The organism is Microbacterium sp. ProA8 (genome assembly GCF_039905635.1).
GTDB classification, from domain to species: domain Bacteria; phylum Actinomycetota; class Actinomycetes; order Actinomycetales; family Microbacteriaceae; genus Microbacterium; species Microbacterium chionoecetis.
On record NZ_CP157000.1, the window covers coordinates 3,682,399 to 3,708,928 of the forward strand.

The 26,530-nt window shown below is 70.5% G+C and carries 17 protein-coding genes; 6 read left to right on the forward strand and 11 right to left on the reverse strand.

Annotation, left to right across the window (positions count from 1 at the left end; genetic code table 11):
• Positions 1-383: 383 nt before the first annotated feature.
• Genes ABG085_RS16600 through ABG085_RS16610 form a run of 3 tightly spaced genes read right to left on the reverse strand, consistent with a single transcriptional unit; the run spans position 384 to position 7,353 of the window.
• Positions 384-2,939: a glycoside hydrolase family 3 C-terminal domain-containing protein gene (locus tag ABG085_RS16600; RefSeq protein ID WP_347976851.1), complete on the reverse strand. Its 2,556-nt coding sequence runs from the start codon at positions 2,937-2,939 to the stop codon at positions 384-386.
• Positions 2,936-5,308, reverse strand: a complete 2,373-nt coding sequence (gene yicI, locus ABG085_RS16605) for an alpha-xylosidase (protein ID WP_347976852.1) — start codon at positions 5,306-5,308, stop codon at positions 2,936-2,938. The genes ABG085_RS16600 and yicI overlap by 4 nt, the downstream gene beginning before the upstream one ends.
• Positions 5,305-7,353 (reverse strand): beta-galactosidase, encoded by a 2,049-nt coding sequence (locus tag ABG085_RS16610; protein ID WP_347976853.1) that lies wholly within the window; start codon positions 7,351-7,353, stop codon positions 5,305-5,307. The genes yicI and ABG085_RS16610 overlap by 4 nt, the downstream gene beginning before the upstream one ends.
• A gap of 113 nt (positions 7,354-7,466) precedes the next feature.
• Between ABG085_RS16610 and ABG085_RS16615 the strand changes: the two genes are divergently transcribed.
• The 3 genes from ABG085_RS16615 to ABG085_RS16625 are packed head-to-tail and all read left to right on the forward strand — an operon-like array spanning position 7,467 to position 11,723.
• Positions 7,467-10,109, forward strand: coding sequence for a glycoside hydrolase N-terminal domain-containing protein (locus tag ABG085_RS16615; protein WP_347979227.1), 2,643 nt, complete (start codon positions 7,467-7,469; stop codon positions 10,107-10,109).
• On the forward strand, positions 10,103-11,092 hold the full coding sequence (locus tag ABG085_RS16620) for a LacI family DNA-binding transcriptional regulator (RefSeq protein WP_347976854.1): 990 nt from the start codon (positions 10,103-10,105) through the stop codon (positions 11,090-11,092). Before ABG085_RS16615 ends, ABG085_RS16620 begins: the two co-directional genes overlap by 7 nt.
• Positions 11,093-11,117: 25 nt before the next feature.
• On the forward strand, positions 11,118-11,723 hold the full coding sequence (locus ABG085_RS16625; RefSeq protein WP_347979228.1) for a DUF624 domain-containing protein: 606 nt from the start codon (positions 11,118-11,120) through the stop codon (positions 11,721-11,723).
• A gap of 634 nt (positions 11,724-12,357) precedes the next feature.
• Here ABG085_RS16625 and ABG085_RS16630 read toward each other — a convergent pair.
• The 3 genes from ABG085_RS16630 to ABG085_RS16640 are packed head-to-tail and all read right to left on the reverse strand — an operon-like array spanning position 12,358 to position 16,107.
• Positions 12,358-14,106, reverse strand: coding sequence for an ABC transporter substrate-binding protein (locus tag ABG085_RS16630; RefSeq protein ID WP_347976855.1), 1,749 nt, complete (start codon positions 14,104-14,106; stop codon positions 12,358-12,360).
• 32 nt (positions 14,107-14,138) lie between these two features.
• Entirely contained in the window at positions 14,139-15,095 is a 957-nt protein-coding gene (locus ABG085_RS16635; protein WP_347976856.1) for a carbohydrate ABC transporter permease, read from the reverse strand.
• A 10-nt stretch (positions 15,096-15,105) separates the two neighbouring features.
• Positions 15,106-16,107, reverse strand: a complete 1,002-nt coding sequence (locus ABG085_RS16640; protein WP_347976857.1) for an ABC transporter permease subunit — start codon at positions 16,105-16,107, stop codon at positions 15,106-15,108.
• Between the two features lie 331 nt (positions 16,108-16,438).
• On the opposite strand from ABG085_RS16640, the gene ABG085_RS16645 reads away from it, so the two are divergent.
• Positions 16,439-17,458 carry a LacI family DNA-binding transcriptional regulator gene (locus ABG085_RS16645; protein ID WP_347976858.1) on the forward strand — a complete coding sequence of 340 codons (1,020 nt, stop codon included), beginning with the start codon at positions 16,439-16,441 and terminating at the stop codon, positions 17,456-17,458.
• On the opposite strand, the gene ABG085_RS16650 is transcribed toward ABG085_RS16645, so the two are convergent.
• The gene (locus ABG085_RS16650; RefSeq protein ID WP_347976859.1) at positions 17,451-18,122 is read right to left on the reverse strand and encodes a rhamnogalacturonan acetylesterase; all 672 of its coding nucleotides are present in this window, start codon (positions 18,120-18,122) and stop codon (positions 17,451-17,453) included. The two genes, ABG085_RS16645 and ABG085_RS16650, sit on opposite strands and share 8 nt — an antisense overlap.
• 49 nt (positions 18,123-18,171) lie before the next feature.
• On the opposite strand from ABG085_RS16650, the gene ABG085_RS16655 reads away from it, so the two are divergent.
• The gene (locus tag ABG085_RS16655; RefSeq protein WP_347976860.1) at positions 18,172-19,959 is read left to right on the forward strand and encodes an ABC transporter ATP-binding protein; all 1,788 of its coding nucleotides are present in this window, start codon (positions 18,172-18,174) and stop codon (positions 19,957-19,959) included.
• 118 nt (positions 19,960-20,077) lie between these two features.
• Positions 20,078-21,178, forward strand: a complete 1,101-nt coding sequence (locus tag ABG085_RS16660; protein ID WP_347976861.1) for a Gfo/Idh/MocA family oxidoreductase — start codon at positions 20,078-20,080, stop codon at positions 21,176-21,178.
• Positions 21,179-21,266: 88 nt separating this feature from the next.
• On the opposite strand, the gene ABG085_RS16665 is transcribed toward ABG085_RS16660, so the two are convergent.
• From ABG085_RS16665 to ABG085_RS16680, 4 genes are read right to left on the reverse strand one after another with little or no spacing between them, the layout of a single operon-like run.
• A complete protein-coding gene (locus ABG085_RS16665) occupies positions 21,267-23,987 on the reverse strand; it encodes a Tat pathway signal sequence domain protein (RefSeq protein WP_347976862.1) in 2,721 nt (906 codons plus the stop codon).
• The gene (locus ABG085_RS16670; protein WP_347976863.1) at positions 23,984-24,628 is read right to left on the reverse strand and encodes a DUF1961 family protein; all 645 of its coding nucleotides are present in this window, start codon (positions 24,626-24,628) and stop codon (positions 23,984-23,986) included. The genes ABG085_RS16665 and ABG085_RS16670 overlap by 4 nt, the downstream gene beginning before the upstream one ends.
• Positions 24,625-25,506 carry a carbohydrate ABC transporter permease gene (locus ABG085_RS16675; protein WP_347976864.1) on the reverse strand — a complete coding sequence of 294 codons (882 nt, stop codon included), beginning with the start codon at positions 25,504-25,506 and terminating at the stop codon, positions 24,625-24,627. Before ABG085_RS16675 ends, ABG085_RS16670 begins: the two co-directional genes overlap by 4 nt.
• Complete coding sequence (locus tag ABG085_RS16680; RefSeq protein WP_347976865.1) at positions 25,506-26,477, reverse strand: ABC transporter permease subunit; 972 nt, start codon at positions 26,475-26,477, stop codon at positions 25,506-25,508. The genes ABG085_RS16675 and ABG085_RS16680 overlap by 1 nt, the downstream gene beginning before the upstream one ends.
• Positions 26,478-26,530: the final 53 nt, after the last annotated feature.

A 26,530-nucleotide genomic window follows, 5' to 3' on the forward strand; every position in this document is an offset into this window, starting at 1 on the left:
GTCGTTGAGCGAGGGAGCGCCAGCGACCGAGACGAAACGCCCCGAACCGAACCGATACGCCGGGTGCACGCGTATTGGTCTCGCTCGTTCCTCGCTCGCTCAACGACCGCGAGCACAGTTCCGGTCGTTGAGCGAGGGAGCGCCAGCGACCGAGACGAAACGCCCCGAACCGAACCGATACGCCGGGTGCACGCGTATTGGTCTCGCTCGTTCCTCGCTCGCTCAACGACCGCGAGCACAGTTCCGGTCGTTGAGCGAGGGAGCGCCAGCGACCGAGACGAACGCCCCGAACCGAACCGATACGCCGGGTGCACGCGTATTGGTCTCGCTCGTTCCTCGCTCGCTCAACGACCGCGCGGCGGGAGGCCGGGATCGCGCTGACGTCAGCCCGGCATGACCTCCAACTGCGCGCGGACCGGGAGATCCCATGCCGAGGGGCCTGCCGCGATGACGTACGACCCCGGCTGGACGCGGAGGGCGCCGGCGTGGACCCAGTCGTCGACCGCGCCGGGAAGGCGCAGGTCGTCGTCCCACACCGCGAGGCGGCCGGGCGAGAACGAGAGCTCGACGTCGGCCACCTCGCCCGGCGCGAGCCGCACGCGGCGGTACGCCACCAGCACGCGGCGCGGGGTCGGGATGGCGAAGCCCGCCGACGGCAGCGCGTACAGCTGCACGAGCTCCTCGGCATCGCGGTCGCCGGTGTTGCGCACACGCACCACCGCGCCCACGGCGGGCTCGTCGGCGCGCGGTGCGAATCCGGCGTGCCGGTGCGTCGCGGCGGGCGCGGTGACAGCGGCATCCTGAACCGTCACCGACTCGTACGCGACGGTCGTGTAGGTGAGCCCGTGACCGAAGGCGAACGTGGGCGCCTCGGCCTGGTGGCGGTACGTCGCCCCCTGGCGGAGCGTGTCGTAGTCGAAGAGGTCGCCCGCCTGCTCCTCGGTGGCGAGCCAGCTCTGCGACAGGCGTCCCGACGGCTCCCTGTCGCCCGCGAGCACGTCGATGACGCCGTGCCCGAGCTCCTGCCCGCCGTGGCTCGACCACACGACGGTGGTGGCATCCGTGTCGTCCAGCACGTACGGGTAGCTCGACACGATCGTGAGCACGGCACGCGGGTTGGCCTCATGCGCGACGCGCCACACGTCGGCGGCCGCCGCGGGCAGCCGCAGGTGCGGCCGGTCCTCCGTCTCGCGGCCGGCCAGATGCGGGTCGTTGCCGACCGCCACGATGACGGCATCGGCACGCGCGGCCGCCTCTGCCACCGCCGACGCCCCCGAGCGCACGATGCGTACGCCGAACCGCTCGGCCTGGTCGAGGGTGACGGCCTCGGCGCCGAGCAGCCCCGAGTCGCGGAAGGTCCGCACCCAGCGCCCCGAGCCGAGGTGCAGGAGCGACCACGTGCCGTCGGCGTGCAGGTGCCGGCGGAAGCTCTCCTGCACGACCCAGCCGCCGACCCGCTCAGCGTCGGCGCGCATCGGCCAGGCGCCTCCGGTGAGCAGCAGTCCGCTCGCGTGGGAACGCAGGGTCAGGATGCCGTCGCCCCAGTCCGTCACATCGAACAGGGCATCCGCGCCAGCGCCGGCCGCCGACGCCTCGACGGTCGCACCGTCGGCGGCGGCGACGACGAAGCGGGCGTTCGAGGCCGCGCGGAGTGCCACGGTGTCGGCCCCCGTGACGACCTCGGCCTCGCCGAAGCGCTCCGCGGCCGCCGCACCGATCCCGACCGCGTACGGCGGCGTGCCGGCGTACCAGTCCGTCAGCACCGCGTCGGCGAGCGGTCCGACGACCGCGACCCGCTTCGCGTCCGAAAGTGGCAGCACTCCGTCGTCGTTCCGCAGCACGACGACGGAGCGCGCCACCGTCTCTCGGGCGAGCGCACGCGCCTCCGGCGCGTCGATCGCCCCGACGCCGATGCCCGCATAGGGGTCGTCGGCGCCGTCGAACTCACCGGTGCGGATGCGCAGCTCGAGCAGCCGCACCACCGCCCGGTCGATGTCGTCCGTCGTGAGGAGCCCGGCGCCGAGCGCCTCGCGGAGGTAGCCGATGGTGGGCTCCGCGTTCGCCTCGTTGTCGGTGAACGAGTCGAGTCCCGATCGCACCAGAGCCGCCGCCGCGTGGACGTGGTCGGGCTGGGCGCGCTGGGTGGTCACCAGGAAGGTCGGGGCACCGGCATCCGACACCACCGCGATCGACTCGTCCGACCACGACCGGGCCTCGGCGACGAGCTCGGGCTGCGTGTGGGCGGGGACGCCGTTGACCTGGTTGTAGGCGAGCATGATGCCGCCGGCGGCGCCCGCCTCGAGGGCTCCGCGGAAGGCGGGCAGCTCCTCTTCGTGAAGGGTGCGCAGCGACATCTCGGACGACGTCGTGGAGCGGTCGGTCTCGTTGTTGTAGGCGAGGAAGTGCTTGAGCGCGGGCACCGTGCGCCAGACCCGCGGGTGGTCGCCGCGAAGGCCCTGCGAGTAGGCGGTGCCGAACTCGGCGGTGACGTGCGGATCTTCGGAGTAGCCCTCTTCGTTGCGCCCCCACGCCGGGTGACGCAGCGTGTTGACGACCGGCGCCCAGACGTTGAGGCTCACCATCGGGTTCTCGGCGCGCTTTGCGCGCACCTCGACGGCGGCGACCTCGCCGACCTGGCGTACGAGTTCGGTGTCCCACGTCGCCGCGAGCCCGACGGGCTGCGGGAACACCGTCGCGCGACCGAGCCACGCCGCGCCGTGCAGCGCCTCGCAGCCGGTGTGCCACGCGGCGACGCCCAGCCGCTCGATCGCGGGGGCCGCCTGGTGCAGCATCGCGATGCGCTCGTCGGGCGTCAGCCGGTCGAGCAGGTCGCGGGCCCGCACGGCCAGCGGCTGGTCGACCTGCCGGAACACCGGGGTGTGCTCGGCCGGGTGCTCCGCGATCGGCCGCGTCCCGGCATCCGTCATGGTCTCATTCATCGCTCGTCCTCGATCTCGATGCGGATCTCTCCGGATGCTTCGGCCCGAGCGGTCTGCTCGCCCACCTGCAGCGCCCAGGGCGCGTGTGCGTCGTCCGACGAGGCGATGATCGCGGTGCCCTCGCGGCGCACGCGGAACGTCGTCGCGCCGACCCCGTCGATCGAGCCCTTGGCGTCGTGACCCGGCACGCGCGTGACGGCGTCGTAGCCGTCGGGCAGCGCGAAGCAGCGCAGCGTGACGCCGTCGGACCAGTCGTAGTCGGGACGGCTGTCGTCGGCGCCGAAGGGCAACACCGTGCCCGGGCGCACGCGCAGCGGCACCGAGTCGTAGCCGTGCGTCTCACCGACCCATCGTCGGCCGTCCACGACGGAGCCGTCGACGAGCGAGGTCCACTGCCCCTCGGGCACGTAGTACTCGACCGTGCCGTCGGCGGTGAACACCGGTGCGACCAGCAGCGAGTCGCCCAGCATGTACTGGGTGTCGGCGTCGAAGCCCGAGCGGTCGCCGGGGAACTCGAGCGCCATCGGGCGCATCATCGGCGTTCCCTCGTGATACGCCTGCTCGGCGGCGCCCGCGAGGTAGGGCATGAGCCGCATCTTGAGCTTCGTGAAGGTGCGGGCGATGTCGACGGCCTCGTCGTCGAACGCCCACGGCACGCGCACCGACGACGAGCCGTGCAGGCGCGAGTGCGACGACAGCAGCCCGAAGGCCAGCCAGCGCTTGAACAGGCCCGGGTCGGGCGTGCCCTCGAATCCGCCGATGTCGTGGCTCCAGTAGCCGAAGCCCGACATCGCGAGCGAGAGCCCGCCGCGCAGCGACTCGGCCATCGACAGGAACGTCGAGTCGTTGTCGCCGCCCCAGTGCACCGGGAACTGCTGCGAGCCCGCGGTGGCCGAGCGGGCGAAGACGACCGCGTCGCCGACGCCGTGGTGGCGCTCGAGCGCGCGGAAGACGACCTCGTTGTAGAGCTTCGCGTAGTAGTTGTGCATGCGGTGCGGGTCGGAGCCGTCGTGCCACACGACGCCCTCGACCGGGATCCGCTCGCCGAAGTCGGTCTTGAACGCATCGACGCCCTGGTCGAGCAGACCCTGCAGCTTCGCGACGTACCAGTCCGCGGCATCCGGGTTGGTGAAGTCCACCAGGCCCATGCCCGCCTGCCACATGTCCCACTGCCACACGCTGCCGTCGGTGCGCAGGAGCAGGTAGCCGTTCTCGGCCGCCTCGCGGAACAGGGCGGACCGCTGTGCGATGTAGGGGTTGATCCACACCGACACGTGCACGTCGCGCTCGTGCATGCGTGCGATCTGGCCGACCGGGTCGTGGAAGGCGCGGGCGTCCCACTCGAAGTCGGTCCACTGGTACTCGCGCATCCAGAAGCAGTCGTAGTGGAAGACCGACAGCGGGATGTCGCGCTCGGCCATGCCGTCGACGAAGGCCGTCACGGTGTCTTCGTCGTAGCTGGCGGTGAAGGATGTCGTCAGCCACAGCCCGAACGACCACGCGGGCACGCGCGCCGGGCGCCCGGTGAGCGCCGTGTAGCGACGCAGCACGTCCTTCGGCTCGGGACCGGCGATCACGTAGTACTCGAGCGATTCGCCGTCGACCGAGAACTGCACGCGCGAGTTCACCTCGCTGCCCACCTCGAACGAGACGTTCGCGGGGTTGTCGACGAAGACGCCGTAGCCGCGGCTCGTGAGGTAGAACGGCACGTTCTTGTACGCCTGCTCGCTCGAGGTGCCGCCGTCGGCGTTCCACGTGTCGACGGTCTGGCCGTTCTTCACGAACGCCCCGAACCGCTCGCCGAGGCCGTAGACGCGCTCACCCGGCTCGATGCTCAGCTGCTGGTGTACCCAGGTCGGCTGCGTGCCTCCGGCGGCGGTGCCCGCTGTGCCGGCGGTGCCCGGCGTGCCGGTCGTGCCGTTCTTGCCGCTCGTGCCGGTGAAATGCCCGATGGACCGGGGCAGCGAGCTGGTGAGCACGCGCCCGTCGCTCTCGAAGTCGACGCGCCACTGACCCGCCGCCCGGACGACCCGCGCGGTCAGCGGACCGGAGCGCAGGACGCCGGCCTCGTCGTCGATGGCGATCTCGGGGCGGAAGCCCTCTTCGCCGAACACCTCGAAGTCCGGCCCGCGATGCACCGCACCCTGGTGCCGCTCGACCCGCACCTTGACGACGCCGGGCGCCGGCGCCGAGAAGGTCACCGTGAGCATCGCGCGGTTCAGGGTGTCGCCGCGGTCGCGGATGACCGCGGTCGGCGCGTAGACCGTCATGGTGCCCGCCGCCTCGTCGTGGCGGATGTCGTCGACCTCGACTGCGTACAGCGGGGCGAGCCCCGGCCGGGTGAGCCAATAGCCATCGGTGAACTTCACTCTGCGTGCCTTTCGATGAGCACCATGGCGGCGCCGGGGGCCAGAGTGGCCTGGCCGTCGACATCCGCGTCCGACAAGAGATCCCGGTGGGGTCCGGGCACGGTGACGTGCCGCGTCCCCTCACCGTGGTTGAGCAGGAAGAGGGCGTCGCCGCGACGGATCCCCTCGACGTCTTCGGGCAGCACGCGCTCCGGCACGACGCCGGTCACGCCTGCCGCGTCGAGGGCCTCGTCGAGGACGGCGGCGAGAGCGGCATCCGACAGCACGGCGCCGAGGTACCAGGCCGTGCCCTCCCCCACGCGGTGCCGCGTGATCGCGGGCGCGCCGGCGAGGTGCCCGCCCTCGAAGCGCGCGAGCACCTCGGCGCCGTCCGCGCGCAGGCGTTCACCGAGCACGGATGCCTCGGCCCTCGCCGGGCCGGTCGTCCAGGCGGATTCCGCCGCGACGGGCGTGGGGGCGTCCGGCAGGCCCACCCACTCCTCGCCGCTCACGCCGACGAGGTCGCGCAGCAGCACCGGCGAGCGTCCGGTGAGGATCCCCGCGTTCGCGTCGGCGACACCGGAGAACGGCCCCACCACGAGGCTCGCACCGCGCTCGACCGCCGCGCGGAGGGCGGTGGCGGCATCCGTCTCGACGATGTACGAGTGCGGCACGAGCACCGCCGCATAGGACGACAGGTCGGCGCCCGGCTTCACGAGGTCGACCGCGATGCCCCGGCGCCACAGCGCGCGATGCCAGCGCTGCACCTGCTCGAGGGTGCGCAGGCGCTCGGTCGGCCGCCCGGGCTCCTCGGCGGCCCACCACGAGGGCCAGTCGAAGAGGACGCCGACGGATGCCGCCACCCGCCCGCCGACGACCGGCCGCAGCTTCTGCAGGTCGGCGCCGAGGGCGCAGGCGCTCGCGAACACCTCGGTGTCGGCGCCGGCGTGCGGCAGCAGCGCGGAGTGGAAGCGCTCGGCCCCGGTGCGCGCCTGGCGCCACTGGAAGAAGCAGATCGCGTCGGCACCGCGCGCGACCGCCTGGAGCGAGTCGAGGCGCGCGCGGTCGGCGGTCTTGGGCAGGTTGTGCGGGCGCCACGAGGTCGCACTCACCGCCTGCTCCATCAGGGCCCACGGCCGCCCGCCGCCGAGCGAGCGCATGAGGTCCTGCACGAGGGCGATGTCGGACGACGCGGTCGCCGAGCCGTGATCGGGGTACTGGTCGTCGGCGATGACGTCGACGTCGGCCGCCCATTCCCAGAGGTCGGTGAGCGGCTCGAAGCCCATGAAGTTCGTCGTGATGGGCTGCGTCGCCCCGGCCGCGCGGATCGCATCGCGCTGCTCGGTGAACACGCGCTGCAGGGCCCACGAGGTGTAGCGGCGGAAGTCGAGCGACTGCGCCGGGTTCACCAGATACGGCATGCGGCGCGGCGGCAGGATCTCGTCGAAGTCGCGGTAGCGCTGGGCCCACACGAGCGTGCCCCACGCGTCGTTGAGCGCCTCGATCGTGCCGTAGCGCTCGCGCAGCCACAGCCGGAACTCGCGCGCCGCCTCGTCGCCGAAGTCGATCTGGCCGAACTCGTTGCCGACGTGCCACATGCGCACCGCGGGGTGGTCCACGTAGCGCTCGGCCATCGCGGTCGCGATGGACAGCGCGTGCTCGCGGTACACGCGCGACGCGGGCGTGAACTGGTTGCGCGATCCGGCGACGAGGCGCACGCCGTCGGGGTTCACCGGCAGCGTCTCGGGGTGGAGGATGCCGAGCCACGGCGGCGGCGAGGCCGTCGGGGTCGCGAGGTCCACGGCGATGCCGTGCGCATGCAGCAGATCGAGCACCTCGTCGAGCCACCCGAAGTCGAGTTCTCCGGGCGACGGCTCGAGGCGCGCCCAGCTGAAGACGCCGACGGTCACGAGGTTGACGCCCGCGCGGACCATGAGCTCGGCATCCTCGCGCCAGATGTCACGCGGCCACTGCTCGGGGTTGTAGTCGCCGCCGAAGCAGAGGCCGAGCTCACCGGCGAGCTCGCCGAAGGCGTCGACGCGACGGGGGTGCAGGGTGGCGGCCATGGAGCGGGGAACCTCTTCGCTGAGTTTCGTCGTGGGCGATGTCGTCGGATCAAGAAGTCGGAGCGGACTTTCGAAGCGCTTCAACACCGAGAACATATACTAAGGCTGTGACGATGTCCACGCGCCGCGATGACGCGGCCCCGCCGGCCCGCTCGGAGGCTCTGCACGTGCTCCGCGCGTCGGCGCCGGCAGCCCGCTGGCTCGAGGCGTACCCAGTGGGCAACGGCCTGCGCGGCGCGATGTGCGCCGGACTCGCCGGGGGCGACCGGCTGTGGCTGAACGACATCACCGCCTGGTCGGGGCATGCCGAGGCGGATCCGCTCGAGGGCGTCACCGCGCGTGGCGCCGAGGGCCTCGCCGCCGTTCGCGCGGCGATCGACGCCGGCGACCTCGGCACTGCGGAGGCGCTCCTGCAGCGGCTGCAGACGCCGTGGGTGCAGGCCTACCTGCCGCTCGGCTGGATCGACATCGAGGTGGTCGGTCCAGGTGGCGCGGGCTCGGGGCGTTTCGTCTCGGTCGCTGGCGCTCCCTCGCTCAACGACCGGGAACGGGACCGCGAGCGAGACGAAACGCCCCGCGTTGGCCCGGTCGTTGAGCGAGCGAGGAACGAGCGAGACGAAACGCCCCGGACCTTCGAGCGGCGCCTGGACCTCACGACCGGCGTCGCGACGCATTGCTACGACGGGGTGACCCACCGCACCTGGGCGGACCTGGCGACCGGGCTGATCATGCACGAGATCACGGCCGAAGAGCCGATCACGGTGCGGCTCCACGTGGGTTCGCTGCTGCGCGCGGCGTCCGCTCCCGCGGACATGGACGGCGACCTCGTGACGCAGTGGCTGCTTCCGGTCGACGTCGCACCCGGGCACGAGCAGCCGGCCGAGCCGATCCGCTACGACGCGGCCGGACGCCGCGGCGCGATCGTCGTGCGGTCGCTCGGCGCGGCCGACGTGACCGACGGTGTGCTCACGACCGCCGCCGCCGAGACGCAGCTGTTCGCCGTCGCCACGGCCACCGCGCCCTCGTTGCCCGGCGAGCCCGCCGATGACCGCGCTGCGCGGCAGCGGGCGCAGGACCTGCTCCGCGGCATCCCGGATTCCGGTGACGTCGCCACCGCCGCGAACGAGCTGCTCGCCGCGCACAGCGCCGCGCACGGCGCGCTCTACGAACGGTGCGCGCTGGAGCTTCCGGCTGCGCCCGGCGCCCACAGCGTCGACACCGCGGAGCGCGTGCGACGCGCGCAGGATCACGACGATCCTTCGCTCGCGGCGCTCGCCTTCCATTACGGGCGTTACCTGCTGATCGCGTCGTCGCAGCCGGGAGGCCTCCCGATCACCCTGCAGGGCCTGTGGAACGCCGAGCTTCCGGGCCCGTGGTCGAGCGCGTACACCCTCAACATCAACACCCAGATGGCGTACTGGCCCGCCGAGACGACCGGCCTCGCCGAGTGCCACGAGCCGTTGCTGCGGTTCACGCGGCGCCTCTCCGAGACCACCGGCCCCGCGGTCGCGCGCGAGCTCTACTGCGCGGACGGCTGGGTGGCGCACCACAATTCGGATGCCTGGGCGCACGCGGCACCCGTGGGCGCAGGACGCGGCGACCCCGCCTGGGCGAACTGGTCGCTGGGTGGCGTGTGGCTCGCGCTGCACCTGTGGGAGCACTACTCGTTCAGCCGCGATCGGGCCTTCCTCCGCGCGGAGGCGTGGCCCGTCCTCGCGTCGGCCGCGGCGTTCGCGCTGTCGTGGATCCAGACCGACGGCGAACGCGCCTGGACGAGCCCGTCGACCTCGCCCGAGAACCACTACGTCGATGCCGACGGCCGCGAGCGCGGTGTCGCCGTCTCGGCGACGATGGATGTCGCCCTGCTGCGGGAACTGGCGGCCGTCTGCCGCGCGGGTGCCGACGTGCTCGGCCCGGTGGTGGCCGGCGACGAGGCGTGGATCGCGCTGCTCTGCGAGCGCACCGGCATGCTGCCCACGCCACGGGCATCGGCGCGCGGGGACCTGCTCGAGTGGGATCGCGAGCGCACCGAGGCCGAGCCCGAGCACCGGCATCTCTCCCACCTCATCGGCCTGTTCCCGCTGGCGCAGATCACGCCGGAGGCCACGCCGGAACTCGCGCATGCGGCATCCGCATCCATCCGCCTGCGAGGCGCCGAGTCGACGGGCTGGGCGCTCGCGTGGCGCGCCGCCATGCAGGCGCGTCTCGGCGACGGCGCGGCCGTGCACACCCAGCTGCGGCTGGCGCTGCGCCCCGCGGACGGCGAGTCCGGGGCGCACCGCGGCGGGCTCTATCCGAACCTCTTCAGCGCCCACCCGCCGTATCAGATCGACGGCAACCTGGGCGTGACCGCGGCGATCGCCGAGGCCCTGGTGCAGTCCTTCGACGAGCCCGCGGGGCGCGAGGCTCCCGGGTTCGGGGCGGATTCGCTCCCCCGGGGCGCGGATTCGCCGCCCCAAGGGACGGAATCCGCCCCGAACCGCCCGGAGATCGACCCCGCCCGCGTGCGGCTGCGGCTGCTGCCCGCGCTCCCGCCGGCCTGGCCCGACGGCGCCGTGCGCGGCATCCGCTCCCGCGGCGACGTGTCGGTCGACGTGGAGTGGGCCGGCGGACGACTCGTGCGTGCTCGGCTTCGGGCAGGCGCGCAACCGACGACAATGATGGTGCACGGGCCGGACGGTTCGCTCGGCACATTTGAGCTCACCCCCGGAACCACGCGGGTGATCGAAGCAGCAGAACGGGGAACCTCATGGTGACGATCGCGGACGTCGCACAGGCGGCGGGCGTGTCGATCTCGACGGTGTCGTACGTCATGAGCGGCAAGCGGGCCATCTCGCAGGAGACGCGCGACCGCGTCGAGAAGGCCATCGACAACCTCGGCTTCAGCCCGCACGCTGGCGCCCGCTCGCTGGCGTCGCGCTCGACGAACGTCATCGGACTCCAGGCGCCGCTGCGCACCGGCGTCGACGTGCACGTCGTGATGCAGATCGTCACCGGCGTGGTCACGCAGGCGCGCAAGCACGGCTACGACATCCTGCTGCTCGCGAGCGACGACGCCAAGGCGCTGCAGCGGGCGGCGAAGGGATCGATGGTGGACGCGCTGCTGGTGATGGATGTCGAGTCCGACGACCCCCGCATCGACACGCTGTCGCAGCTGGGGCATCCGAGCGTCCTGATCGGCCTGCCGGAGGGCCGTCGCGCGATCCCCTGCGTCGACTTCGACTTCGAGGCCGCCGGCTGGCTGGCGGTGGACCGTCTCGTCGCACTGGGGCACCGGCGCGTCGCCCTCATCGGCTCGCCCCCCGAGGTCATGTCCCGCCACACGTCGTATGCCGACCGCCTGGCGCGCGGCTTCCTCGCGGCGTGCGAGGCAAACGGCGTGACCGGCACCGTGCACGCGTGCCCCAGCAGCGCCGAGTCGGTCGCTACCGTCGAGGCCGTGATGGCCGAGAACCCCGACATCACCGGCTTCTTCGTGCACAACGAGGGCGCGCTGCCGCACGTCGCGACGACCATCGCGCAGCGCGGTCACACGCGCGGCGACGACCTCGCCGTGGTCGCCCTGTGCCCCGACGACGTCGCCCGCTCGGTGTCCGGGCTCGCCGACAGCATCGCCGTGCCGGCGGAAGCCATCGGCGCGGCGGCGACCGACATGATCTGCGAGATCCTCGCGAACGGCGCGAAGCCGGCGGTGCGGCTGCTGCCGCCCGCCCTCACCGGAAGCACCACCGCCCCGTGACCGCGAACCGGGCCGGGTGACGCGCATGCGGATCGACCCCGACAGCCGCACCCTCGGCGGCTTCTCCACGTTCCTCACGTTCGTCGCGCTCAACCTCCTGTACATCCTGCTCTGCCTGCCGATTTTGACGATCGGCGCCGCCACCAGCGCCCTCTACGAGGTCACGATCCGCTACTCCGACGACGAGAGCGGACGGCCGCTGAAGGACTTCTTCCCCGCGTTCCGCGCGAACTTCGCGCGGGCGACCGTCCTGATGCTCTGCCTGCTCCTGCCGGCGGCGCTGCTCGGCTTCTCGAGCGTGTTCTGGTTCGCGCACCCCGCGCTCTTCGCCGGCGTGGCCGGTGTGGCCGCGGTCATCGGCGCCGTGTACCTCTTCGCCGCGTTCCTCTACGCGATGGCGCAGGTCGCGTTCTTCGACAACACGGTGCGCCAGACGCTCAAGAACGCGCTGCTGCTGCCCGCGGCGGAGCCCGTCCGCACGCTCGGCGTGCTCATCATCCCGGTGACCGCTGTCGCGCTCATGATCCTGTTCCCGCCGGCGGCGATCCTCGTCGGCACGATCGGCTTCTCGGTCGGCGCCTACGCGACCGCGTTCCTCTTCCGCAGCGTCTTCACCCGCCACGCCGCCTGACACCGCCTCCTTCGGCCCTCCGCCGACGGCGGGCTCCGCAGCCGGGCGTCGGGCGCCGCAGCCGGGCGCCGGGCGCCGCAGCCGTTCCGCGGATCCCGAATCCCCTGTCTCACCGAGACAAGGGAGTCTCGGTGAGACCCAGGACCTCGCCCCCGGTGTCGGCGGGAATCCCCGGCTTCGACGACGCGCACCCCGGTCGGGCATCAGCGTGCGCGTGCGCGGCATGGGGACACCGGAGGCTGGGCTTCGACAAAGCACGGGCCCCGGCATCCGTGTCACTCACCCCTCCTCATCTGAGGACAGGACCCGAGATGCGGACGGTTCATCGGGGACCGCTCCTCACCTCGGCAAGGATCCTCAGACGAGGATGCTTGCGAGCCCGGGGCCCACGGTCCTCAGGTGAGGACCTGTGCCGAATTGCAGACCGATACGCGCGGATACCTCCTCATCTCGGCACACGTCCTCAACTGAGGATGAGAGAAGTCCCAAGGAAACGGATGCCGTATCCCCGGCAACGACGAAGGGCTCCGGATGCCGCACCCCCGGCAAACACAAAGGGCCCGGGATGCGGCCGCCCGGGGCACGACGAAGGGCCCGGGATGCTGCATCCCGAGCCCTTCGCGTCGTGCGGGTGTCAGCCGGCGAACTCCTCCGCCACGGCGACGCGCGCGTCGTTCTGCGACTTCGCGTTGTCCATGTCGAACTCGAGCACCTGCTCGTAGCCGAGGCCGTTCGCGGTCTCGATGAGCTCGTCGCGGAGCGACTCGAACTGCGCCTCGCTGTCGGCGAAGACCATCTGCCACGAGAGCTGCTTGATGATCTCCTTGACCTGGTTGCGGAGCGTCTCGATCTCGGAGCTGTCGGCCGGCGCGGTGTAGCTCGCACCCGGGGCGACGAGCACCTGGTCGTTCGTCTGCAGGTACTCCATCGTGGAGGTGGCGCCGCCCATCTTGCCCGACCAGTCCTCGGTGAGGGGGTTGGCGATCGACGCCTGGTAGGTCGGCCAGAACGTGTAGCTGTACGGCAGCCCGGTCTCGGTGTCGACCTCGATCGGGAGGACAGCGCTCAGGTTGAGGGCCGAGACGCCGTCGGCGTAGTCGCCGCCGCCCCACTCCTCGGGAACCGTCGCACCGCCCTCGAGGAAGACCTGGTTGCCGAAGTCGGTCAGCTCCGGCTCACCGGCGTCGTTGACGTCCCAGGTGAGACCCTGGGGGCCGGCCGATGCGCCGGTCTGGCTGCTGTTGGCATACGCGCCCTCGGCGGAGTACAGCCAGTCGATGAACGCCGCGATGCGCTCAGGGTCCTCGGCCTTCGAGCCGATGGCGAACACGGGCTTGCCGCCGTACGCCTCGGCGCCGTACGAGAAGATGTTCTGGTCTTCGAGCGGCACCATCTGGAAGCCCTTGCCCGCGGCCATGTTCTCTTCGGTGTTGTACGCCGACTGGCCGAGCCACGGCCACCACGAGAACAGCACCTGCCCGTTCTGGAACTTCGAGAACAGGGTGTCGTAGTTCTGCGTCGTCGACTCGGGGTCGACCAGGCCCAGCTGGTTGGCGTCGAAGTACAGCTTCAGGTTGCGCATGTACTCGCTGTCGGGGTCGAGGATGCTCTGGTAGTCCGAGCCGTCGGCCTTGGCCAGCACGAAGCCGATCTCGTCGTAGCCGTAGAAGCAGGCGGGCTGCTTGGCCGTGACCATCATGTTGCCGTCCCAGTCCTTGAACAGCGAGAAGGCGTAGGTGGGCTGGCCGTTGTCGGCGGTGGGGTGGGCCGCCTGCATGTCGGCGAGCACCGGGAGGAGGTCTTCGAGGGTGCCGATCCGGGGGTAGCCGGCCTCCTTGTAGTAGTCCCAGCGCACGTACGGGCCGAACGTGGGGTTCAGGCCCTCCGACGGTTCGGTGGGCTTGAGCGACGAGACCGAGGACGGGAAGCCGTAGACGCCGTCCTTCCCGTCGTTGAGCTTCTCGACGGCCGCGTCGAACTCGGCGACGTTGTCCATCGCGCCGTAGTAGTTTGACGAGTCCTGAACGAGACCGCCCTCGATGAGCTCGTCGAGCTTCTCGCCCTTGTCGGTGATGATCAGGTCACCCAGGTCGCCGGCCGCGACGCGGGTGTTGTAGAGGGTGTCACCGCCGCCCGCGACGTTCGGGGCGATGATGTTCAGCTTCATGTTGAACTTGTCTTCGACGATCTTGGCGAACCAGCCCTGCTGGATGCCCATGTAATTCGCGAGACCGTCGAACACGTCGATCGTGATCTCCTCGTCCCACTTCTCGGGGAACTCGTCGATCGCGCCCTGCTCGGCACCGCCCGCACTGCAGGAGGCGAGCGACCCCGCGGCGAGCAGCGCCACGAGTGCCAGGGACACCTTCTTTCGAAGCTTCATTGCTTTCCTTTCTTGGTGGTGCGTGGTCGCCGTCAACCCTTGACGGCGCCCAGCATGATGCCCTTCACGAAGAAGCGCTGGAACAGGGGGTAGATGAAGATGATGGGCAGCACGACCAGCACCGAGACGGTCATGCGTATCGAGGTCGGCGTCTGCTGGGTCGCCACCCCGGCGATCTGCCCGAGATTGCCGCCGGCGTTCTGCGCGGCCTGGGCGAGACTCGACGCCTGGTTGATGAACATGTACAGCAGGTACTGCAGCGTGTACAGGCTCTGATCGGTGATGTAGATCAGGGTGTCCTGGAAGCTGTTCCACTGCGTGACCGCGCTGAAGATCGCGATCGTCGCGAGGATCGGCGTCATGTTCGGCAGGTACACGCGGAAGAACACCTGCAGGATGTTGGCGCCGTCGACCTCGGCGGCCTCCTGCAGCTCCCGCGGCATCGACTCGACGTAGGTCTTCGCGAGGATGACGTTGAACGGCTGCACCACGAACGGCAGCACGTACACCCAGAAGTTGTTGGTCAGCCCCAGGGTCTTCATGATGATGAACACCGGGATCAGACCCGCGCTGAAGTACATCGTGATGATGAGGAAGCGGTACCAGAACTTGCGTCCCCACATGCGGGTCTGCGTGAACATGAACCCGAGGAACGCGGAGGCCAGCACGGTGAGCACCGTGCCGATCACGGTGCGCCCGACGCTGACCACGGCCGCCATCGGCAGCCCGGGCAGCTGGAACACCTGACCGTAGTTCGACAGGTGGAACCCGACCGGCCAGAGGCGCACGTCGCCCAGCGCCGAGACGTCGTTGGCGCTGACCGAGTTGATGATCAGGTAGTAGAAGGGGTAGGCGCAGATGAGCGCGAACAGCAGGAACAGCGTGTAGTTCCCGATGCGGAACAGGATGTCGCCGGCCGAGGCGCGGTAGCGCGCCGAGGTGTCGCCGCGCTTGGTGGTGGTGAGCGTCTTGGTCATCGTCGTCGTCATGGCCGGCCCCTCACACGATCGATTCGCCGCGGACGCGCTTGGAGACCGCGTTGACGGTGAGCAGGAGGGCGACTGAGATGAGGCTCTTGAGCATGCCGATCGCGGTGGCGAGCGACAGGCTGTTGCCCGTCATGCCGATGTTGTAGACGTACAGGTCGAGCACCTGGATCCACTCCTTGTTGAACGCGTTCTGGAACACGTAGTACTGCTCCATCCCGTTGTTCAGGATGTTGGCGATCGACAGCAGCAGCAGCACGAGGTAGGTGGGCATCAGCTGCGGGAGCGTGATGTAGCGCATCAGCTGGAAGCGCCCGGCCCCGTCGATGCGGGCTGATTCGTACAGCGACTGGTCGATGCCGGCGATCGCGGCGAGGTAGATGATCGCGCCCCAGCCGAGGCCCTTCCAGATGCTCCAGAGCGTCATGGTGATCCAGACGTTCTGGTCGCTGTCGAGGAACTTGATCGGCGTGGTGATGAGGCCCGCGTCGTTGAGGACGTCGTTCACGAGCCCGGAGCTGGAGAACAGCGAGAAGGCGATCATGTAGACGAGCACCCACGAGATGAAGTTCGGCAGCGCTGTGAGGGTCTGCACCGAGCTGCGGAACCAGGGCGCCTTGATCTCGTTGAGCAGGATCGCGAAGAAGAGCGGCAGGACGGATGTCGCGATCCCCAGGAAGCTGATCGCCAGGGTGTTCATCAGCACCTGGCCGATCTGGGCCATCTGCGTGGGCGAGCTCACCAGCATCTGGAACCACTGCAGGCCGACGAACTCGCTGCCCTCGATCCCGAGCGCCGGCTTGTAGTCGTACAGCGAGTAGATCCAGCCGTACAGCGGCAGGTACGAGAACAGGAACGCCAGGACCAGGAAGGGGACGATGCAGAGGAACAGCGTGAACGAGGTCCGGCTGCCTGCGGGCCGCAGCCGGCGGCCGCGGCGCTTCTTCGCGTTCTGATCGAGGTTGTGGACGGCCGCCTCCTGGAAGACCGTCTGCGCCTGCGCCTGGGTGGTCATCGGACCGTGACCGGGGGCCGGACCACCGAGGTCGCCGCCGTCTGAGCATGACGCCGTCCCATGTCACTCCTTCGTGTACGTGGCTGCCGCTCCGTCGAGGGGGCGGAATCCGAGGTTCGTTGTCGAACCGCTTCGATTTCGAACCGCTTCGATTGAAGAGTAGGCGCGAGCACGTGATTCGTCAAATGTCTGGCCGTAACGCCGAGGTAACGATCGCCATCGCCTCCGGCGCGGCGACCACCCTATGGAAAGCGCCTACCATGGTCGCATCGGACGCGCGGGGGCGTTCGTCCCCGGTCAGGCGCCGGGTGAGAGAGACGGAACAGGCGAGATGAAGCGAGTCGGCATCCGCGATGTCGCCGAGCGCGCCGGCGTCTCGATCAGCACCGTCTCGAACGCGCTCAACCGGCCGCACATGGTCAGCGAGCGGCTGATCCATCGCGTCAGGTCGGCGGCCGACCAGCTCGGCTACGTGCCTCTGCAGGCCGCGCAGCAGCTGCGCGCGGGACGATCGGGCCTCCTCGGCATGACCGTCATCAACATCGCCAACCCGTTCTTCGCCGACATGGTCGCCGGCGCCGAGGACGCCGCCTCCGCCGCCGGCCTGCGTGTGCTCGTCGGCAACTCCGGCGACGACGCCGCCAAGGAGCGCGACCACCTCGAGCTGTTCGAGCGCGTGCAGGTCGAGGGCGCCCTGGTGAGCCCGTTCGGTCCGCTCGCGCCGTGGCTGGACCGACTGCGCGGCCGCGGCATCCCGGTCGTCATGGTCGACGCCGTCGACGACACCGGCGAGCTGCCCTCCGTCTCCTTCGACGACATCGCCGGCGGCCGGCTCGCCGCACAGCACCTGCTCGACGCGGGTCGCCGCCGGCTGGCGTTCGTGGGCGCCCGCGAGGACGTCCGTCAGGTGCGCGAACGCCTGCAGGGCGCGCGACTCGCCGTGACGGCGCAGCCGGGCGCGTCCATCGAGCCGATCTGGACGGCGCGCACCACGTCCGCGGCCGGCCTCGCCTACGGCGCGGAGCTCGCCACCCGCTCCCCCGCCGACCGGCCCGACGGCATCGTCACGTCGAACGACCATCTCGCGATCGGCCTCGTGCACGGCCTCATATCGCACGGTGTGCGCGTCCCCGAGGATGTCGCCGTCGTGGGCTACGACGACATCGAGTTCGCGGCGATCGCCGCCGTGCCGCTCACCTCGGTACGCCAGCCCGCGCGGGAGATGGGCCGCACCGCGGCCGAGATCCTGCTGGCCCGCATCGCCGGAACAGCCGGCGCCGAGCTCGGCAACGTGGTGTACCAGCCCGAGCTCGTCGTGCGGGAATCGACCCGCGGCGCAGCCGTCAGCTGACGAGCTGCGAGCCTCGCGCGGGCCCATCGCCGTCCCGCCGCTCGATGGCGCGCAGCGAACGCCCCACGTAAGCCGCGATGCGGCGCGCGCCCTCTTCGCGAAAGTGCGTGTCGTCGGCGAGCCCGTCTGGCCACAGCGGATGCTCACCCGGCGCGAAATGCGAGAGGAGAGCGGCGGATGCCTCGGCCCCGAGGTCTTCGTAGAGCCACGTGGTGAACACCGTCAGGTCGATGAGCGGCACGTCGAGGTCGTGCGCCACGTCCCGCACGGCGTTGGGGTAGTCGCCGTGCGTGGGAGTCACCCGGTCGCCCTCGAACCACCGCCGCTCGACGGACGTGCACAGCACGGCGACGGCGCCCCGGCCGCGGACGTCGTCGACCATGCCGCGCAGGTTCGCGGTGTAGCCGGCGCGCGCGGCGAGCTCGGGCAGCTTCTGGTCGTTGTGCCCGAACTGGATGACGACGGTGTCGCCGGGCTCGACGCCGTCGACGAGGCGCGCCCACGATCCGTCGGCGAGGAAGGACGCGGTGGTGGCCCCGCCGTAGGCCAGGTTGCGCACCGGCGCCTCGACGACGGGCTCGATGTACGAGCCCCACCCCGTCATGGGCAGCTCCTCGGGTTTCGCGGGTGCGACCGTCGAGTCGCCTGCCAGGTGGTACGTCATCTCCGGCCCTTCCGGCCGCTGGTCGCGGCATCCTCGGTACCATTGCATCATGACGCAGAAAGCGTTTACCGGCGCCATCCGCACGATCTCCATCGCCCAGGGCCCTCGACCCGGGCGATCGGTGCTGCGCCTGCTCGCGCGGCGTCCGGGCCGCATGACGATCGCGATCCTCGCGTTCGCCTGCAAGGAGATCCCGCTGTGGTTCCTGCCGGTGGTGACCGCGCAGATCATCGACCTCGTCGCGACCGGCGGCGAGGTGTCGACGGTGCTGATCTGGTTCAGCGTGGCGGCGGTGCTCCTCGTGCAGAACTACCCCATGCACATCGTCTACACCCGCAACTTCATGACGGTGGTGCGCGACACCGGCGCCGACCTCCGCAACGCCCTCGCCGCGCGGCTGCAGAGCCTGTCGATCGGGTACCACACGCGGGTGAGCTCCTCGATCGTGCAGACCAAGGTCGTGCGCGACGTCGAGAACGTCGAGCTCATGCTGCAGCAGGTGACGCACCCGCTGCTGTCGGCGACCATGGTGCTCATCGGCGCGATCGTCATGACGGCGATCGCGGTGCCGCAGTTCCTGCCCGTCTACGCCCTCGCGGTGCCCATCGCCCTGGGGCTGCGCGCCGCCCTCAGCCGCCGTTCGCGGGCGCGCAACGAGGTGTTCCGCCGCGAGGTCGAGGGGTTCGCCGCCCGTGTCGGCGAGATGGCGTCGCTCATCCCGGTCACCCGCGCCCACGGCCTCGAGCGCACCGCCGTCTCGCGGGTTCAGGCCGGCGCCGACGGCGTGCGGCGCGCGGGCCTCGACCTCGACATGCTCAACGGGCACGTCGCGTCGATCTCGTGGGTCGCGATGCAGCTCCTGGGACTCGGATGCCTCGTGCTCGCGGCGATCTTCGCGCTCACCGGCATCCTCCCCATCACGCCGGGCGAGGTCGTGCTGCTGTCGTCGTACTTCACGCTGCTCACGTCGGGACTGACGGCGCTGCTGATGCTCATCCCGGTCGGCGCGCGCGGGCTCGAGTCGATGCGGTCGATCTCGGAGGTGCTGCAGGAGCCCGACCTCGAGCAGAACGAGGGCAAGAGCGCGGTCGCCCGGGTGGGCGGCCACCTCGAGCTGCGGCACGTGTCACACCGCTACGACGGCGCCGACCGGGATGCCGTCCACGACGTCTCGCTCGACATCCCGCCCGGCGAGACCGTGGCCTTCGTGGGCTCGTCGGGCTCGGGCAAGTCGACGATGCTCAACCTCGTGCTCGGCTTCGTGCGCCCGACGTCCGGACGCATCCTGCTGGACGGCGCCGACATGCAGGACCTCGACCTCCGCACGGTGCGCCAGTCGGTGTCGGTGGTGCCGCAGGAGTCGGTGCTGTTCGAGGGCACGATCCGCGAGAACATCGCCTACGGCCTCGACGACGTGTCGGACGAGAGGCTCCGCGCGGCGCTGCGCGACGCCAACGCCGCCGAGTTCGTCGACCGTCTGCCCGAGAACTGGGACACCGTCGTCGGCGAGCGCGGCGCGCGGCTCTCGGGCGGGCAGCGGCAGCGGCTCGCCATCGCGCGGGCGCTCGTGCGCGATCCTCGGATCCTCCTCCTCGACGAGGCGACGTCGGCGCTCGACCCCGAGTCGGAGGAGCTCGTCAAAGAGGCGCTCAACCGCCTGATGAGAGGCCGTACGACCCTCGTCGTGGCGCACCGCCTGTCGACCATCCGCCAGGCCGACCGCATCGTCGTGCTGGAGCACGGCGAAGTCGTCGAGATCGGCGCCCACGACGAGCTGCTCGCCGCGGGCGGCCGCTACGCCCATCTCCACGCGACGCAGTCCGGCCTCGCCCGCTGAGGGTTCCAGTCCGCCGGGAAGCGCGAGTGGGATAGCGCTTTCCGATTCGACCGCCTACCCTGGAGATGGCGGATGCCGCGCGACGCGGCATCCGTTCCCACCCGTTGAAGGAGCCACCGTGACCGACACCCTCCGCTGCGCGATCGTCGGAACCGGAGCGATCGCCCACGCCCACGCTCAGGCCATCGCGGCGTATCCGAATGCGCAGCTCGTCGCGGTCAGCGATCTCTCCCGCGAGTCCGCGTCGGCCTTCGCGGACAAGTTCGGCGGTCCCACGGTGTACGAGGACCTCGACAGCCTGCTCGAGGCGGAGCACCCCGACGTCGTGCACGTCTGCACTCCCCCGGTGGCCCACCGCGACCAGGCCGTCGCGGCATCGGCCGCCGGCGCGCACGTCATCGTCGAGAAGCCGCCGGCGCCGAGCCTCGAAGAGCTCGACGAGATGCGCGCCGCGGCATCCTCGGCGGGGCGCGAGCTCGTCGTGGTGTTCCAGCAGCGCACGGGCACCGCCGCCGCGCACGTCAAGCACCTGCTCGACGACGGCGCCTTCGGGCGCCCGCTCATCGCCCAGTGCCAGACGCTGTGGTTCCGCGATCCCGCGTACTTCGCGGTGCCGTGGCGCGGCAAGTGGGAGACCGAGGGCGGGGGCCCGACACTGGGCCACGCCATCCACCAGATCGATCTGCTGGCCTTCCTCCTCGGAGAGTGGGAGAGCGTGCAGGCGCGGCTCTGGCGCCTCGATCGAGAGACGCAGACCGAGGATGCCTCGACCGCGACCGTCGCGTTCGCGAACGGCGCGATCGCCTCGGTCGTCACGAGTGCCGTGTCACCCCGCGAGACCAGCTCGATCCGCATCGATACGCAGCGCGCGACGATCACCGTCGACCACCTGTACGGACACGGGCACGAGAACTGGCGCATCACTCCGGCCCCCGGCTTCGAAGACCAGGCCCGCGACTGGGCGCTCCCCGACGCCGAGGAGCCCAGCAGCCACGACGTGCTCATCCGCGACGTCTTCGACGCGCTGCGCGCCGGCGGCCCCCTCCCCGCGGTCGGCGACCAGCCCGCGCGGTCGTTCGAGCTCGTGGCGGCGATCTACGCCTCTGCCGCCGGCGACGGCGCGGTCGTGACCCCGGACGCGCTCGCCTCCCACCCCACGCACCGGCGCGGCTTCGCCAGCCCGGTCGGCGACCGCCGCGGACCGGCCGCCACGCCGTGACCGCGACCGAGCGCGGCTGACCCCACAGGCCGACGGTCGCCCCACTCACCCGGCGTGGGCGGATCCGCCGCCCGCACCCGGGGATGCGCTACGAGCGCCCGGGCAGGCGGTCGCCGATCAGGGCGAGGTTCTGGATCGCGGCGAGGCCGTACTGCGCCACGTCGTTCGTGCCGACGCTCGGCGCTTCGTCCACGGGGTTCAGCACCGCAGGACCGTCGATGCGGCTGAGCACGAAATCGCGCCGGTGCACCAGCCACTCCCCGATGCCCTCGAACGCCTGCCAGGCGGCATCCGCCATCTTCTCGTCGCCCGTGCTCGCCGCGGCGTAGGCCGTCAGACGGCTGTGCGCCTGCTCGAGATGGATGCCGGTGAGCCGCTCGCCGACGGCCGCCACCTGCTCCTCGGGCGAGGCGAGGTAGAGACGGCAGTACTCGAGCCACGCCTCGCGGAATCCCGGGACGTCGACCAGGTCGATGAGCTCGCTGCACACCTCGACGAGGCCGAACACGGCGCTCAGGTGCGACACTGCGACGCGGTCGCGTGACGTGTCGAAGCGACCGGTCTCGATGTCGTACAGCGCTTCGCCGGTGAGGAAGCCCTTCGGCAGCGAGCCGATGTCGGCCATCGTGCCCAGCAGCCGGTCGCGCGAGCGTTCGTCACCGGTGCGCTCCCAGTCTGCGAGCCACGTCGCGGCGAGCGCTCCCCAGTCGGTGCCGAGCCCGACGGCGAGCGCGCCGCGATCGGGGCGATAGGTCGCCGCATCGGTGCGCACCTTGCGCGTGGGGTCGGTGTCGACGAAGCGCTCGTCGCTGTCGCGCAGCTCGGTGAGCAGGTCGCCGACCCGCTCGTCGGCGGTGAGGAAGTAGAAGATGCGCCGATAGATCGGGCTCGAGATGCGCAGCTGCTTCGCGCTGCAGCCCCAGTGCTGCACGTTGTGGCGCGAGCCGAGGCCCTGCCAGCGGCCGAGGTGATAGACGTCGACCTCGCCGGTATGCCGTGTCATCGCCTCCGCGAGGCGGAACACGTCGGCGCGTCCGGTGCGCAGGTAGGAGTACCAGAGCCAGAGGTCGGGAGACAGCTCGCTGTTGTCCCACGCGTAGCCGCCGACGTCGTAGCGCCACACATGCCGGTCCAGGTCGTAGGCATGCATCACGTCGCCGAAGTTCCAGAAGCCGTACCAGCGACGCTGGTCGATCTGACCGAGATAGAACTCGAGGAGGAAGTCGATGCTGTCCTCGATCTCGGCGCGCGCACTTGTCGAGCGATCGACCGGTGCCCAGTCCCCGAAGACGCCGACCGCGTGCAAGTGGGCGGGCGTGGGCTGGAGCAGCGGCGGGCGCTGCACCGCCGCGACGGCTGCCGCGACGTCCTCGATCGCGGGCGTCGCCGCGTACGCGAAGAGCGTCAGCTCGTGGGTGCGGGCCACGCCGTGGGCATCGCCGAAGCCCGGCTCGTAGTCCTCATACGTGACCTCGAGCCCTTCGAGCTGGGTGGCGAAGTCGTCCTGTCCGAGCCCGTCGTGGTAGAACCGCACGTCCATCGGCTGCGCCTCCGGCGCATACAGCCAGGCCGTGAGCTCGGCGCGGTCCCCGGTCGCGCGCCGGAGGTCGAGCTGGCCGGGATGCGACTGCCAGAACGAGCGGATGCCGATCCCGAACCCGCCCGTGGGGTCGCTGATCGCGACGTAGCCCTCCGCGCGGGTGCCGGCGCCGGCGTCGATCCACGCGTGCCCCGGCGCGGTGCGCTTGCGGATGCCGAACCCGTCGGCGCTGAGCTGGGTGAGGGTCAGATCGCCCCACGCCGGGATGAGCTCGAGACGCTCGGACACCTGCGGGTTCCACTGCGCGAGCGGCGGGGTGGCCTCACCCCGGACCTGTGCGGCGCGCACCTCGGCACCCGGATCGCGGCGAAGGCCGGTGAGGCCGCGGACGGCCTCGGCGAAGAAGCCGCCGTCCGCACCGGCGAGCCGCACATGACGATCGTGCAGCGCCGCCCGCAGTGGAACGTCCGCGCGTACGCCGAGCCCGGCGAGGAAGTCGTGTTCGGCGTCGCCGTTCCACACGACGCTGTGGACCAGGCGCACCTCGGCCGCTCCCGCCATGACCACGAAGCGGACGGTGAACGGCAGCCAGGCCCTGTCGGCCTGCTCCTCCTGGTGCACTCCCTCCACCCGCACCACGGCGCGCACGGGGCCGTCCTGCTCGACCTCGACCGCCGTGACCCGCGAGCGGAAGGCGCGCCGCGGGCCGGACCCGCCGTCTTCGCGCACCTCGTCCTGCAGCAGGCTCACGAGGCGGACGTCCTCCGAGACCGTGCGACCGTCGCGCACGAGCCGGCGCGCGATCGTGTCGACGGGGCCGTGCGCGGGCAGCGCGAAGGCGATCTCGAGCGTCCCGTTGGCCACGACGACTTCGTCCTCGTCGTGGCGGACCGTGACGCGGGGCGCGGCCGATTCCTGCCCGCTCGCCCCCTCGCCGTCCGACACGGAAGCCGCGATCCCCGACACGACCTCGTAGTCGACCGGCGCGTCCAGGGCGCCGATCGCCACGCCGGCCCACTTGACCGAGCCGTCAGGCCACGTCGCGAGGGGCCAGAACTGCGAAGCCACCTCGGCGCCCACCGACGCCTCGGCCCCTGCATCGGACCCGGAGCCCGCCGAGGGCCCCGCGATCTCGCGCAGCCTCAGCTCCGTGACCGAGGCGACCGCGCCTCGAGGCAGCGGCACCCCCCAGGTCGCACCGCCCGAGAGCCGGTCGGGCGGCGCGTCGTCGAGCCAGCGAAGGGGGACACGGACAGCGGAGCCGGTCACAGTGAGTGGACCTCCAGGTTGCGGTAGTGGGCGACGAGGGGAGACATCTGGCGGAAGCCGATACGCCCCCCGCGGATGCGCGGACCGGTCGACTCGTCGTCGGTCCAGGAGAAGAGCGGGAGGCCGTCGATCGAGAACGCGACGCTCGCGGCGTCTTTGACGACCTCGATGCGGTAGAACGCGTCACGCGCGTCGACCACGGGCGGCAGCGGGTCGGCGCCCTGGCACACCAGGTGGAACCCGGGCGATTTCCGCAGGTTGCACGTGTGGAAGGCTCGCTCGTTCTCCCAGCGGCGCCGGAAGTACGACACGTGCAGCGTCCGCAGGTCGCTCGAGTGGTACTGCGGGTATGCACCAGAGCGCGCGGCGACGCCTTCGTCGAAGATGCCGCCGCCGTCGATCGCCGCCGCGCCGAAGAACAGCATCGCGAGCCCCGGCTCCTCACGGGGCGAGAACTCCCACGTGATGCGGATCCGGTCGCCGAACACCTCCGGGCACCACAGCGTCCAGTGGTCGTCGAAGCCTCCCGAGCTCGACAGGCCGACCGCGCCGTCGTCCGCGCGGACGGCGACCGGTCCCTCAGCGATCCATCCCTGCAGATCGGATGCCGCGGCGAGCGGATTGCGGTAGAGCAGCGTCATCCCTTCACCGATCCGATGAGCATCCCCTTCGCGAAGTGCTTCTGCAGGAACGGGTAGAAGAGCACGATCGGCAGCGTCGCGACGATGATGACCGCGAACTTGATGCCCTGCGCGGGCGGCAGCTGCGTCGGATCCTGCTCCACCACCGACAGGTCGGTCGCGACGGTCACCTGGCGCAGGAACATCTGCAGCGTCCACATCGAGTTGTCGTTGAGGTACAGCAGCGGCGACATGAAGTCGTTCCAGATCCCCACGGCGTAGAACAGCGCGAACGTCGCGAGGACCGGCTTCGACAGCGGCAGCACGATGTTCCACAAAGTCTGCAGCTCGTTCGCGCCGTCGATCTTGGCGGACTCCTCCAGCTCGGCGGGAAGCTGCTGGAAGAAGTTCTTGATGATGATGAGGCTGAACGGGTTGATCGCCATCGGGAGGATCAGCGCCCAGTAGTTGTTGAGCAGACCGAGGTCCTTCACCACCAGGAAAGTCGGGATCATCCCGCCCCCGAACACCATCGTGAAGACGATCAGTGACAGGATCAGGCGCCCGCCCGGCAGGTTCGCCTTGCTCAAGGGGTACGCCATGGTCGCGGTCAGCATCAGCTGCACCAGCGTGCCGACCGCCGTCACGGCGATCGTCGTGATGAGTGCCCGGATGAAGGCGGGGCTCGTGAAGATCGCCTCGTACGCGTCGAGCGAGAAGGTCTCCGGCCACAGGAAGAAGGAGCGCGTCGCCAGTTCGGCCTCCGTCGCGAACGACCCTGCGAGGACGTAGATGAACGGCACGAGCGCGACGATGCCGATCGCGATGAGGAGCACGGCGTTGAAGACGTCGAACACGCGACCGGCGGGAGTGTTGAACCGGTACTTCTCGCGAGCCATCAGAAGATCCCTACCTGGTTGAAGCGCTTGGCGACCCAGTTCGCGCCGAAGATGAGCACCACGCCGACGACCGCCTTGAACAGGCCCACCGCAGTGCTGTAGCTGTAGGAGCCCTGCGTGATGCCCATGAAGTAGACGTAGGTGTCGAAGACGTCGGCCACCGAACGGTTGAGCGAGTTGGTCATGAGGTAGATCTGCTCGAACCCGGTGTTGAGGATCTGGCCCATCTGCAGCACGAGCATGACGATGATCGTGGGCATGATCGACGGGATCGTGATGTGCCATACCCGCTGGAAGCGGCCCGCGCCGTCGATGATCGCGGCCTCGTACTGCGCCTGGTCGACACCCGCGAGTGCGGCCAGGAAGATGATGGTCCCCCACCCGGTGTTCTTCCAGATGTCCTGCAGGACGATGATCGGCCGGAACCACGCCGGATCGGCCAGAAAGTTGATGTCGGTGCCGAGAACCCCGTTCACCAGCTGGAACAGCGGGCCGATGTCGAGCGCGAACAGCAGGTAGGTCAACGACGCCACCACGGTCCACGACAGGAAGTGCGGCACGTAGATGAGCGTCTGCGTGGTGCGCTTGAGAATCGTCACGCGCATCTCGTTGAGCAGCAGCGCCACGATGATCGTCAGCGGGAACGCGATCAGCAGCGACAGCAGGGCGAGGATGATCGTGTTCCCGAGCAGACGGGGGAAGTCGGGGCTCGCGAAGAAGTCCTCGAAGTGCGCGAATCCGACCCAGGGGCTGTCGGCGATGCCGAGGAACGGGACGTAGTCCTTGAAGGCGATGATCGCGCCGTACATCGGCCAGTACCGGAACAGCAGGAAGTAGACGATGCCGGGGACGAGCAGCAGGTAGAGCCACTTGAACTGCGTGAATTGGACGCGCACGCCGCGACGGCGCCGGCTCTGCTTCTGAACGGTCAGCGTCTCGGTCGCCGTGACGGCGGTGTCGAGCATTGCCATGGGGAGCCTCTCGGTCAGTGCCGGGGATGACGGGCGCGCCGGCGCCCGTCATC